The organism is Paludibacter jiangxiensis (genome assembly GCF_001618385.1).
Classification (GTDB): Bacteria; Bacteroidota; Bacteroidia; order Bacteroidales; family Paludibacteraceae; genus Microbacter; species Microbacter jiangxiensis.
Map to the genome: position 1 here is coordinate 446,711 of NZ_BDCR01000001.1, position 13,729 is coordinate 460,439.

Below are 13,729 nucleotides of genomic sequence, written 5' to 3' on the forward strand. Positions count from 1 at the left end.
AATGGCTGCTTTTTTATGTTTCCACCGGGCTTTTACTGCATGTGAAACACCTTTGCAAAAACCTGAAATTGAGCCGAATATTGACCCACAATTTGTTTACGTTTGTATTTATCTGCAAAGTAAAGCAGATTGCTCAAAGTGGCCATATTGTTTTGAATACGTTCACTGGCACTGCGCATCTGCTTCGGAGTAAGAGCGGCATACCATGTCAGGCTTTTAATTGACTGTTTTGCCACAGCATTCATTATTTCATCACCCTTCGCAGTTTTACCCAGTTCATAATAGAACCGTCCCATATTCATCGTAAAATAGTCGTGAGGCAAGGTTGTAGGCGGAACGACCTTCATACCGTAATCCAGCACTTTGAGCGCAGAATCTTTTTTATTTTCAAGTATCAGCGCCTCTGCCAAGCCAGCAAATTGCATGCGGAACATAGATACCATCCGAACGATATTTTCGTCAAGATAAACTTTCGAATTTTGAATTCCACCCCATTTATATTTGTGCATAAGATTGTCATACATCGCCGCAGTGTTGGTATTTGTGCCTTCTTCCATCTTAACCGGCACTATACGATTTACGATACCTTCACGTTGGAAATAATCGCTCAGACGAACATTATACATGCTATTCCCTACAGTAGCCGCAATATAAACCGGACGTTTCCAGTTGTTCGTTTTCAAGATATCCATCAGGATCAAATCCGACTTCGTAATCTGAGAACCGACCTTCATCTCCATCACTGGCAAAACCTTATCTGCGAGATGAGCAGGCACTACTTTGTTATTCAGGACAGACTGTTTGTCGACTGGCAATAACACTGTTGATGTCGGAAAAATATCCTGCCCAAACTGATCTTTTGTTCTTGGGTCTTTGCTCAACACGAACGACATTGCCGTCTTGAGGTCGACCTTAGTAGAATCTTTAGTATCGTATACACGAGCCACTTCGTGACTGCCTGACATGTACTGAGAAGCATCCCATGATATTGGCAGAGGAGCAGATGTATATGCCTGACGTTTCATCTGGTCAATATACCAGTCGGTTTGCAGGTAACTCAAGTTACAAACACGCACATCAGGACGGAATTGTTCTACTTCATTGCAATACCAAAGAGGGAATGTATCGTTGTCACCGCAAGTAAAAATAATAGAGTTCGGAGGAAGACCAACAAGGTAGTTCTTTCCGAAATCACGACAGGTATAACGACCAGAACGATCATGATCGTCCCAGTTTTGAGCACAAAGGATACCCGGAATAATCAAACCGAGAATCGATGCTACAACTGCACTGATTTTTGCATTGAAACGCTTTTCGAGGAAACGATAGATAGCCAGTACGCCCAGACCAATCCAGATAGCAAATGCATAAAACGAACCAAGATAAGCATAATCCCTCTCACGGGGCTGTGCCGGAGTTTGATTCAGATATATTACAATTGCTATACCCATCATAAAGAACAGGACAAGAATAATCCAGAAGGCATGCATACCCTCCTTTCCTCTGTAAACAAGGTAAAACAACCCTAAAAGGCCCAATAACAACGGAAGTAGGAAATACCGGTTGTGTCCTTTATTTTGAGACAATTCATCCGGCAGATTCGATTGATCTCCTACCATCAGGTTGTCTATAAAGTTTATACCCGTAATCCAGTTACCACGATCCACTTCACCCATTGATTGCATGTCGTTCTGGCGTCCGCTAAAGTTCCACATAAAATAACGCCAATACATAAAGTTGACCTGATAGCTAAAGAAAAAGCCAATGTTTTGTATAAACGAAGGAGCCTGAGCAGATTGCTGTTGGCCGCAAGGCTCATAATCGACCGTATTTTCAGGTTCGCCAGCCCACTCTTTGTAAGCCTGAACATGACTGGGCTGCTGACTGTACATACGTGGAAACAATGTACAGAATGCATCATCATAAACAATATCTTTTTTATAACCGGTAATAATATACTGATCCTTGTCGTTCGGATTTGCCTTCGGCTTTTTAGCATAGCGCGGAGCTCCTATTTTTTCTTCGGGCAAACAAGTTCCTCCTTCAGCAGGCTTCCATTTATATTCGGCCGTATACAGAGGACCATAAACTAAAGAAGGCTGGTCACCATACTGGTCACGACTCAGGTAACTCATCAAAGAGAATACGTTATCAGGTCCGTTTTGATCCATCGGAGGAGTTGCATTTGAGCGGATCACGATAACGGCGAATGTAGAATAGCCAATAAGCAGCATCGTAACAACCGTGACAATCAAGTGCATCGCATGATTAGACAACGCTTTTTTAAAGTAGAAGAAAAGCAATGCCGTAGCTGCAAGAATAACGATTCCCAACCACAGACGAGTACCCAGAAAAGGAACTCCAGACAGCGCAATTGCAACAAGGAATGCAATTTTAGCCCGGGTGTCGTTTTTCTGAGCACGGGTTTCATACAATGCCCAGCCCAAAGCGATGGCTGAAATAGCTATATAAGCTAATAATCCGCTATTAAATGGCATTGAAAGGGTATTCACGAAGAAGAGTTCCACGTAGCCTGCAAGCCAGAAATAGGAAGGCATCAAACCATATAAAAGTCCGGCCAAAATAGCGATCGATACTAACATGGCGATCGCAAGACCTTTTTTATTGACCTGATATTTTTTGAAATAATAGATCAGCACCAAAGCCGGAATAGCAAGCAGGTTCAGAATGTGCACCCCGATAGAGAGTCCCATTACATACGCAAGCAATATAATCCAGCGCTCAGCATATGGCTCATCAGATACTTCTTCCCATTTACACATCGCCCATATAACAACGGCAGTACATAAGGTAGAGAAACCGTAAACCTCAGCTTCTTCGGCCGACCACCAGAATGAATCGGAGAACATGAAAGCCCATGCACCTACAAAACCAGCGCCTAACACCGCGATTGCACGACCTGTTGTCAGTTCTTCCCCCTTGGCCGCAACAACCTTGCGGGCAAAATAGGTAATCGTCCAAAACAAGAACAAAATTGTGAGTGCACTATAGATGGCAGTTGCGACGTTCACGCAATAAGCAATTTGCGTTTTATCGGAAGCAAACAAAGAGAAGAAATGCCCTATTAATGCGTGTAGCGGACTTCCGGGAGGGTGACCTACTTCCAGCTTGGCAGCAACGGTAATAAACTCGGGGCAATCCCAAAAACTGGCTGTCGGCTCCAGTGTAATAATGTATACGATGGCAGCAGCAGCAAAGGCAACCCATCCGGAGATGGTGTTAATCAGCTTGAAATTCTTCATATTATGAATTATGGATTACAATCACAACAGGATTCTGATTGAAGTGCCAAAGATACAAATATTTTCGGTTAACGAAAATCAGCTTTCAGCCTCATTAAGAGCAAGAAAGTGATAATTTTCAGCTCTGTTTAGGTGTCGTTCTATTCCCGACAAATTAGGTTATGACTAACAAACAACCCATTATCTATCAAAACACAACAAGATTTTGACCACAATCAGAAAAAAAGCATTACTTTTGTTCTCCAAACTTAAATAGCACATCGAGTCAATTTTTCAATTATTTGGAAAAAAGAAATAGAAACAATAAGCGATTTAGGTTTTATTCTAATCTAATGCCTGTTGAAAAATGAATTTTAAGAGTGCAATTCCAGAATCTAAATTCTCACACTTCAAAAACTCAACAAAACACAGGATACAAACCCCTTACACACTAATACCTCATTTTGCAAACTCTGTCTTCGGAGTTATTGCAAAACACCTTCAAACAAATAATTTTTGAGCAAATGAAAAGCTTTTTAAAAATCGTTTTGGCCACGTTTGTAGCAATTATACTTGCTACTATTTTTTTCTTCTTCATTTCCCTTGGCATAATCGGAGGCATTGCAGCCTCTTCGTCGGAAGAGACAACGATAAAACCGAACAGCGTTTTCGCTCTTGATCTGAGCGGACAAATAATTGAGAGATCTGAAGACAATCCGTTTGCCTCCCTTTTAGGTGAATATTCCGATCAGGTTCAGGAAATCGGTCTAAATGATCTGCTTTCGGCTATTCACAAAGCCAAAAACAACGATAATATTAAAGGTATATATATTGAAGCAGGAGCCCTGTCGGCATCTCCGGCTTCAATACGCGAAGTACGGCAGGCTTTGATTGACTTCAAAAAATCAGGCAAATTCATTTATTCGTACGGATCGACCTACAGTCAGGGGGCATACTACATAGCAAGTGCAGCCGACAAGGTTTTTTTGAGTCCGCAGGGAATGGTAAACTGGCATGGAGTTGCTGTTCAGGAAGCTTTTTACAAGGGAACTCTCGACAAACTGGGGGTCGAAATGCAGGTTATCCGGGTAGGGACGTACAAATCGGCTGTTGAGCCATATATCACCACAAAAATGAGCGACGCCAACCGCGAACAGATCACCGCATTTACCGGCTCAATCTGGAAAACAACGGTTAATGATGTGGCTGCGTCAAGAAAACTCACAGCTGAACAGCTGAATCAACTCGCTGATCAGGGCATTGCATTCAAGCCTGCTGAAGAATCCGTGAAGGGACATTTGGTTGACTCTCTGCTTTATGACGACGGTATTCAAAACTACATCAAGAAAAAAATCGGCATTAAAGAAAATGACGACTTATCGCTTGTGAAACTCGAAGCGATGAAAAATGCCGCATCGGAGGAGAAAATTTCCGAAAACAAAATTGCTGTGGTTTATGCTTACGGTGGAATTGACACCGGCGGTTCTGATGGTATTTCCTCTAAAGAACTGGTTAAAACGCTTGCCAAAGTTCGTAAAGACGACAAAATAAAAGCTGTAATATTCCGTGTAAATTCACCGGGCGGAAGCGCTTTGGGATCTGAATTGATATGGAGAGAAGTAAGTCTTATAAAAGGGAAGAAGCCCATTTATGTTTCAATGGGAGATTATGCTGCATCAGGAGGTTATTATATTTCGACACCGGCAGACATGATTATTGCTCAACCGAACACGCTGACCGGTTCTATCGGGGTATTCGGACTTATTCCGAATGTAAACGGCCTGACAAAGAAAATCGGAGTCAGCTTCGACGAAGTCAAAACAAATAAATTCAGCACACTCCCCAGTGTACAACAGGGCATGAGTGCCGAAGAAAAAGACCTTATGCAGGCATACGTCAACCATACCTATGAGGTTTTTGTTGACCATTGTGCAAAAGGGCGCAAAATGAACCCTGACGCCATTAAAAAGATTGCTGAAGGCCGTGTCTGGACCGGAGAACAAGCCAAACAAATCGGGTTGGTGGACGCGCTGGGCAATTTAGACGATGCTATTTCGTTAATTGCTAAGAAAGCTCGCCTCGACAAATACAATGTGGTAGAATATCCCAAGCAAAAAACATTCCTGGAAAAATTCATGAGCAGTCTTGATGCAAAGGTGGAAGAACGGGTGCAAAAAGCTCAACTGGGTGAATATTATCCTTATCTCAAACAAATCAGAGAGGTTTCCTCCCTGCAGGGAATACAGGCTTTGATGCCCTTTTATTTAACCGTAAAATAAATACATTTGTCATGAACAAACGACTGTTTCTCGTCGACTTAGTGTTGTGGATGCTTTCGGGAATCTACGCAGTCATCGTACGCACACGAAACTGGATGTTCGACAGCAAGATTTTACGCAGCAAAGCCTTCGATTTCCCGATTATTTCAGTTGGGAACCTGACGGTGGGCGGAACCGGAAAAACGCCTCACACAGAATACATTGTCTCACTTTTAAGTCAATCGATGAAAGTAGCAACGCTTAGCAGGGGCTACAAACGCAAGACATCAGGATTTGTTCTTGCCGATGCTTCAGCAACAGGAACTACCATCGGAGATGAATCGTACCAGATCAAAAGAAAATTCCCGGAGGTTGCTGTCGCAGTTGACGGCAATCGAAGAAGAGGCATTTCAAAACTACTCGCAAATAAAGACCTGCAACCACTGTCAGCCATTGTGCTCGATGATGCATTTCAGCACCGCTATGTAACTCCGGGGCTCAACATCCTGATTACGGACTTCAATCGTCTCTTCACAGACGATCATATATTACCGTACGGACGTTTACGCGAGCCTATACACAGCAAGAGCAGGGCGAATATCATCATCGTATCAAAATGTCCCGAAACGCTCCATCCGATGGATTTTAGGGTCATCTCTAAAAAGATCAACATTTTTCCTTATCAGTCACTGTATTTTACAACCTATCAATACGGAGAAATATATCCTTTATTCAACAGTCTGGCCAGCTCACAACCAATCACAGTGGCCGACATTAAAGCTGAGAAAATGCAGGTATTGATAGTGACCGGAATTGTATCTCCACAGGGAATCTATGAACATATTGAGAAGTTCACGACAAACTACGACAAGATCACATTCTCAGATCATCATAATTTCACGCAAAAAGATTACCGTTCCATTGAGAGAAAATTCAATGAGACAAAGAATCCCAAGATACTGCTCGTAACAGAGAAAGATGCAGCACGAATAGTAAACGACAACAATCTGCCCGAAGAACTGAAGCCTAGTATTTACGTATTACCGATTAAAGTCAAATTTTTATCCGGGCAAGAACCTAAATTCAATCAACAACTAACCACTTATGTTAAAGAAAATTCAAGAAACATCCGACTTTCTAAAAAAGAAAATCAGCCGTCGTCCTGAAGTAGGCATTGTACTGGGAACCGGATTAGGGAATCTGGCCAGCCAAATTACAGAAAAAGAAGAAATCGCATATGAAGATATTCCCAACTTTCCCGTATCGACTGTAGAAGGGCACAAGGGAAAACTTATAATCGGCAAGCTGGGAGATAACCTTGTAATGGCCATGCAGGGCCGATTCCATTATTATGAAGGGTATGACATGAAGGAGGTTACTTTTCCGGTACGTGTTATGCATGCCTTGGGAATCAAAACGCTCTTTTTGTCGAATGCCGCCGGAGGAATGAATCCCGATTTCGAGATTGGCGATTTGATGATAATATGCGATCATATCAACCTGTTTCCGGAACATCCCTTACGTGGTAAAAATTATAATGAATTAGGGCCGCGTTTTCCCGATATGAGCGAAGCTTATGACAGATCTCTCATTGCCAAAGCCGAAGCAATTGCTTTAGAAAACAACATTAAAGTCAAAAAAGGAGTTTACGTAGGCACTCAGGGGCCAACCTTTGAGACTCCGGCAGAATACAACTATTTCCATATCATCGGTGGTGATGCTGTGGGCATGTCTACAGTTCCGGAAGTAATTGTTGCTCACCACTGCGGCATAAAAACTTTCGCTATTTCCATTATTACGGATTTGGGGGTTGCCAATAAAATTGTTGAAGTCAGCCATGAGGAAGTACAGCAAATTGCTAACAACGTACAGCCTTACATGACGTTAATAATGAAAGAATTAATCAGCCGCATCTAATCTTATTCCTCATAGTTCAAAAGAGGGTATCTTCAAAGATTCCCTCTTTTATTATATTCGCACTTGGCCTAATCAAGATGGAATAATCGCATTGTTCAACTTAATCCACCTTCTATGCAAAAAAATATCATTTTCATTATATCTCTTCTACTTGGCATGCAATCACTTGCCGCCAGAGAAATCACTTTTACAGACTCCGCCACTACCACTATAGAAAGACAACTCAACGAAGTTGAAATAGCCGAAAAGAAAAGTGCCCGCTCTCTGTCTGTATTCAAAGCTCTGAACATTAACAGCATTCCGGCTGCGACCACATTTTCCACCGCAGCGGTACTGCAACAAATCCCATCGCTCAGTTCCGACATAGAGGGAAATCTGCGCCTCAGAGGGAGTAACAAAGTAACGCTTCTTTTCGAAGGCGTTCCCATTACTCTTTTTGAAGAAAACCGCAGCGATTTGCTGATTCAAATGCCGGTCGCGCTCTTTTCCTCCGTCCTTTTGTTTAACATGCTTCCAACCGCAAGCATCAACGAAGGAGAAGCTGGAGCTGTAGACTTTATTTTTTCTCCTGATTTTACGGATAAATCGGTACTAAAAGCGACTGTTGCGAAGGGATCCAACGACAGATACAACGCATCGGTTCTTGCAGGTTCCAGAATCGGAAAGTTCAGATGGCAGGCAGGCTATGATTTCAGACAGGAGTACCGTTACCGCACTTACGACAAGACAACCGTTGACAAAACCGGGACGGCAAAGATGAATAATACCGCAACCGCAAAGCCCCGTACACATATAGCCATGTTCAATGCTCAGTACCTGCTTACGCCTTCCGATTTCATTAATTTCAATGCTCTTTTTCAAACGATGGATTATAGCCGGCTTGGCAATATCAACAACACAAAAACCAACACATCAGGAGTTGTTGTTGCCAACGTTTTGCGCCAGCGTAACAACACTGAAAAACAAACAGGCAATTCGGAAGGTCTGAACTGGAAACATATCTGGAAAGAACAGAAAGCTTCTTTTGAAGCCTCTGTCAACTATGATAATTTCAACTACGATCAGGGTAACAATTTCACCAATAAGAATCCGAAAACAGGGGCAACTCTCGCTCAAGACAGACTCTTTATCAACCAGGACAAACACCAATGGTTCGGATCCGCCAAGCTCACCAAAATGTGGGAGAATGGGCTTTCAAGCCAACTCGGATATATCGGGCAATGGCACAAAGACAACTATTCAGCTTCAGATGACGACCTGATTAGTTCCGCATGGGTTCACAATCTGGCAAAGAGCAACGATTATGAACTTTCAAAGAATCTTCAGACCGGTTTTGCCGAATTGACTTACCAAAGCAAACAATGGAAATGCCTTTTGGGCGTTCAGCTTCAGTTTGACAACCGTAACGGAGGTAAATCCGTGGATGCCAACCAAACAAAAGAAGCCAATTCGTATCTATTGCCACACATTGAAATCAACTGGCAACAATCACCTTTTTTATCCTGGACACTTCGCTATCAGGAACGGGTGAACCGTCCTCTAATAAGCGATCTGAATCCTTTTACCGACAATAGCGATGCAACCTACATTCATCAGGGCAACCCTTCTTTGGAAAATGAACTTGCACATGTAGCTGAACTCTCGAACACCTGCCGTGTCCGGAACCTCACTTTGAATCCGGTTTTCTTTTACCGATACCGCAACCATCAAATCATTGACATTGCAACACAGCAAAATGGCACCACTGTCTGGACCAAAGAGAATGCAAGCAGTGCGCAGGATGTGGGTCTTGAAATGAACCTTACGTGGAAACCATTTAACTTTCTTACAGCAGATGCATCAGCAACCGGCTATCACTATGAAATAGACGGGACCAGACAAGGATATGGTATAAAAGGAAAATATTCAGTGGATGCAAAAGGAAGTGTTAAGGTAAAGCTTCCTCTTGAGTTGGAATGGGAAGTGTATGGCTATTATACCGACCGCCAGTTGACCGTACAAGGCGAAATTGCCGCCTTAGGTTCGGTTGGCAGCGCCCTGTCCTATTCGTGTCTCAAAAAGCATTTAGACGTCGCCTTAACCATCGACAACATCTTCAATTCTATCGAAGAAAAAACAACATTCAACACGATGGGTACACAGCAAACCATCTACCGCAACAGAGACGCCCGCACGTTATGGCTTAATGTAAGCTATAAAATATAATTTACAAACATGAAAAGGGCGGCAATGAAAAAAATCATTGCCGCCCTTTTTTGTGTCCTTATATAAAAAAAAAATCGAACCTTATTTCTAAGATTCGATTTTGAAAGTGGGCGTTGACGGATTCGAACCGCCGACCCTCTGCTTGTAAGGCAGATGCTCTGAACCAGCTGAGCTAAACGCCCTTTCCTTAAATGCGTTGCAAAGATACGTGCTTATTTTGGTTCCTGCAAGAGCCTCCGCAATATTTTTGCAATATTTCTTCTAAATTGCCTCTGCCACCACAAAAGTACTCCCTCCGATATAGATCAAATCATCCTCATTTGCAGCCTGTTTTGCAGCCTCAACAGCAGAAGCCACAGAAGCAAAAATTTTTCCATGAAGATTGAATTTTTGTGCCAAATCACGCAGTTTTGAGGCCTCCATCGCCCTTGGAATGGCTGCCTGAGTGAAATAATAAATCGCGTTTTGGGGTAAAAGGGATAAAACTGTACTAATATCCTTATCATTTACCATACCAAAAACGATATGAAGACGAGTATATTTTTGCTTCGACAGCTGCTGTACTATAAACCGTATTCCGGCTTCATTGTGTCCGGTATCGCAAACCATCGTGGGATTTTTCTGTAATATTTGCCACCGTCCCATCAATCCGGTCAAATCGACGACATGTTTTAAACCATTAAACAAAGCATCGTCCTGAATATCGAACCCTCTTTCGCGAAGCCGGTCTACAGCAGTCAAAACAGTCGCGACATTCTTTTGCTGGTACAGACCTTTTAACTGCACTTCCAGATTGGGATATTGCTCACAGGCAAAACCATCGGATGTCGGAGTCAATTTATACGTATCTTCCGCAAAAAACAAAGACGTACCTATCTCTTCCGCTTTATGCACAAAAACATCTTTTACTTCGCCTTCTGCCTCTCCTATTACGACCGGAATTTCAGGTTTCATAATTCCGGCCTTTTCGAATGCTATCTTAGGCAATGTATCCCCCAGAAATTGCATATGATCGAAGCTAATGTTCGTGATAACGCTTAATCCAGGGGAGATTATATTCGTACTGTCCAGTCTTCCACCCAAACCGACTTCAATCACGGCCACATCGACACCGGAAGTCGCAAACCAATCGAACGCCATTTCCATTGTCAATTCGAAAAAAGAGGGCTGAATGGGTTCAAAGAAAGCACGGTGATTCTCCACAAAATCAATCACAGCCTGCTCCGGAATCATTTCACCGTTCACCTTTATTCGCTCTCTGAAATCTTTCAAATGAGGAGAAGTGTAGAGTCCGGTTTTGTAACCTGCCGATTGAAGGATTGCTGCCAAAAAGTGCGAAACCGACCCCTTCCCATTCGTTCCTGCCACATGAATAGTTCTATACTTCCGATGCGGATTTCCGAGATGATTATCCAGCTGAATAGTACGTTCAAGACCGGGCTTGTAGGCCGAAGCTCCCTGATGCTGAAACACCGGCAGGCAGTTATAAAGATAATGTATGGTTTCCTGATAGTTCATCACTAAAAAAGTTGTAATACAGCGCACAAAGTTCGCCATTTTAAATGGAAAACAAGCTCTTCTATGGCCGCATAAAAACAAAAGAGCCGGAATTATTTGACATTCCGACTCTTCTACAAGTATAAAATATTGGGAGTTCTCTCTTCGGCAGCTCTGTTATGCAGCAGGAACACCCAAAGATGTGCTTACCAAGAAAGCTGCGGCAACAGCAATAATTGAATACAATTCAGGGAATACAGCCAGAATCAACGTGTTGTTGAACACATCGTGACCATTACCCATAGCGCTTGCACCGTTGGCACAAACCTGACCCTGACGAATTGAAGTAAGCAACTCAACTGCACCTACTGCAATACCGGTAAAGCAGATTGCTACCCCCTGAAACATTGTAATGTGTTCAACGAGGAAAGGTTTAAGCAAGAAGTAACCCAAGAAGCCAAACAAACCCTGAGAACCAGGCAAGGCAGTCAACACCATCGCCTTACCGAAAATATCGGGATTCTTTTTCAAAGCGCCAATAACGGAATTACCGGCAATGGAAGTACCATAGGCACTACCGACTCCTGACAATCCCAGCAAAAAGGCAATTCCGATGTAAGCAAATAAAATTGGTTCCATAATAATAAAAGTAATTTAGTGATTAATAATTTGTTATGTTTTTATTCGTAATTAAGACCGGCAAACTGCCTGATCAGAGTATTTTAAATTCTTCTTTATACCGCGCAAACGGTTTGTATGATTTCCCGCCTCCCACGAAGCCTGCATTTTTGTAGAATTCGACAAATGTCAAACGGAGAGGGTGAACGAACGATGCCAATATAGCCATAAAGATATTGATAAAGTGGCCGAAAGCAAGAATCAGTATCATTACAATCTGACTTACAACCGGAGTATCACCGCTTAAGCTGGTAGCCAGACTATTGAACACAATAGCAAGAACCGCTCCTGCAATACAAATGGCAAACAAACGAATATAAGAAAGCAAGTCGCTCAGCCAGCCGGTCGCTTTTTCGTAAGTATCCCAGATACCTTCTCCGATATTGGCAAGAATATTGTGCCCCGGATGATTCAACAGGAAAATACAAATACCTGCAACGGCAAAGATCACGTAAGAAGCTGTTTTTGCAATTTCCGGGGCAAGCAGACCACCCTTTTGCAAGCCAAAAACAGATCCGCCTCCAACAACCAACAATAACCACCCCCATGTCGAAATGGTAGAAGCAAATCCATCTGTTTTCCAGCGGGTAATTGCACGCACAAACTGTCCGAAGATAATCTGAACAGCGCCCAAAATAAGAGAAGCATAAAACAGGCGGTCGGCTGTAAGGATATAGTGTTTTAGATGTTCATACCAAGGCCAGTTGGTCTCAATTTTTTCCAAGGCAATACCGCCGACATTTCCGGTCAGAATTCCCATAAAAAATGCCGTAATCCCGAGGTAAGTCAGCAACCGCATAACAGGCTCCAGTTCTTCTCGCACCTTTTTGCGGAAATAGATACCTACTGCCGCAAGGATGACACCGTAGACAACATCGGCAAAGCAAAAGCCAAAAAAGAGCATGTAAAACGGCGCAAAATAAGGGGTCATATCCGATTTGTGATAGTTGGGTAATTCATACAACCCGCCAATAAATTCGAATACACTGCTAAACTTGTTATTCTTCAGTTTTACAGGCACAGCATCATCCGACTTGCGCGGTACTTCTGCCATATAGTAAACACCTGATTTTTTGAGCATTTTGTTAAGGGCCGCTTCATTTTCTTCAGGGCAATATCCCTCAAGAATCATCACAGTATCTTCAGCTCCCACATTAGTATTTAGTTGTACACGCCGCAAATCGACTCTTTCAGACACTTCAGCCCGTGCTTTTTTCAAGGCATCATAACCAGATGTTGCTTGCTTGAGACGGTCTTCAATTGCGAGAATTTCAGCATCAATTTCTTTTGCTTCTTCCTGCAATTCGGCTTCTGTTTTTGCCCCAAGCCGTAAAAGATCGGCATCCAGTTCAAAATCAGTTCCTTTAGGAGTTACCGTCACAAAATAGATGGTAGAGTTGAAACAATCCACCTCGATAGCGTTATATTGCGATTCCCATTCCGGATTAAATCGACTGGAATTGCAGGCAAAGAAACGAAGTTCCAGCCCAGCTTTCTCGAGTTGACGGATTCTTTCCCAGCTAAAATTCCCCCACGGAGCCATCCTGTCCATGTCTTTATCAACAGATTGGCGTCTTGTCTGCAATTGCTCTTTTTCCTGAACACACGTTTCAATCTCAGTCAATAGCTGAAATCCGTCCATTTCAGGATTTTGAGCCAAAGGATTCTCGCCATCCGTGTGACGTTCCAGAATTTCAGTAGCAGCCTTGAACCGTTGCAACAGTTGAAGATTACCCCGCAATTCGTCGTCATCGATAGTTCCTCCTTGCCTTTCAGCCACATGAACCACACCAATTTCTCTCAATTTTTCGAGAAAACCGGCATACTCCTTGTGGTAAACCAAGAAGGCATATTTTTTCATTTTAACTATCATATAGCTATTTACGATTTAGTCATTTACGATTTTCAATTGAAATCTGTTTATATCACAAA

At 42.7% G+C, this 13,729-nt stretch carries 8 protein-coding genes and 1 tRNA gene; 4 read left to right on the top strand and 5 right to left on the bottom strand.

The features are described from left to right. Positions 1–32: 32 nt before the first annotated feature. A complete protein-coding gene (locus PJIAN_RS01715; protein ID WP_068701420.1) occupies positions 33–3,263 on the bottom strand; it encodes a glycosyltransferase family 117 protein in 3,231 nt (1,076 codons plus the stop codon). Between the two features lie 503 nt (positions 3,264–3,766). Here PJIAN_RS01715 and sppA point away from each other — a divergent pair. The 4 genes from sppA (at position 3,767) to PJIAN_RS01735 (ending at position 9,622) form a co-directional block, all read left to right on the top strand. Then, positions 3,767–5,521, top strand: a complete 1,755-nt coding sequence (gene sppA, locus PJIAN_RS01720) for a signal peptide peptidase SppA (RefSeq protein ID WP_068702672.1) — start codon at positions 3,767–3,769, stop codon at positions 5,519–5,521. Between the two features lie 11 nt (positions 5,522–5,532). Continuing rightward, complete coding sequence (gene lpxK, locus PJIAN_RS01725; protein WP_068701422.1) at positions 5,533–6,666, top strand: tetraacyldisaccharide 4'-kinase; 1,134 nt, start codon at positions 5,533–5,535, stop codon at positions 6,664–6,666. Further along, on the top strand, positions 6,605–7,417 hold the full coding sequence (locus PJIAN_RS01730) for a purine-nucleoside phosphorylase (RefSeq protein WP_068701424.1): 813 nt from the start codon (positions 6,605–6,607) through the stop codon (positions 7,415–7,417). The genes lpxK and PJIAN_RS01730 overlap by 62 nt, the downstream gene beginning before the upstream one ends. A 114-nt stretch (positions 7,418–7,531) precedes the next feature. Then, a complete protein-coding gene (locus tag PJIAN_RS01735) occupies positions 7,532–9,622 on the top strand; it encodes an outer membrane beta-barrel family protein (RefSeq protein ID WP_068701426.1) in 2,091 nt (696 codons plus the stop codon). 107 nt (positions 9,623–9,729) lie between these two features. Here the strand turns inward: PJIAN_RS01735 and PJIAN_RS01740 are convergent. From PJIAN_RS01740 to PJIAN_RS01755, 4 genes are all read right to left on the bottom strand, one after another. After that, positions 9,730–9,804 (bottom strand) — tRNA-Val (locus PJIAN_RS01740). A 79-nt stretch (positions 9,805–9,883) separates the two neighbouring features. Then, on the bottom strand, positions 9,884–11,140 hold the full coding sequence (locus tag PJIAN_RS01745) for a bifunctional folylpolyglutamate synthase/dihydrofolate synthase (RefSeq protein WP_068701428.1): 1,257 nt from the start codon (positions 11,138–11,140) through the stop codon (positions 9,884–9,886). Between the two features lie 156 nt (positions 11,141–11,296). After that, positions 11,297–11,758 carry an ATP synthase subunit C-like protein gene (locus PJIAN_RS01750; RefSeq protein ID WP_068701430.1) on the bottom strand — a complete coding sequence of 154 codons (462 nt, stop codon included), beginning with the start codon at positions 11,756–11,758 and terminating at the stop codon, positions 11,297–11,299. A gap of 73 nt (positions 11,759–11,831) precedes the next feature. Next, entirely contained in the window at positions 11,832–13,658 is a 1,827-nt protein-coding gene (locus PJIAN_RS01755; RefSeq protein WP_172795554.1) for a V-type ATP synthase subunit I, read from the bottom strand. Positions 13,659–13,729: the final 71 nt, after the last annotated feature.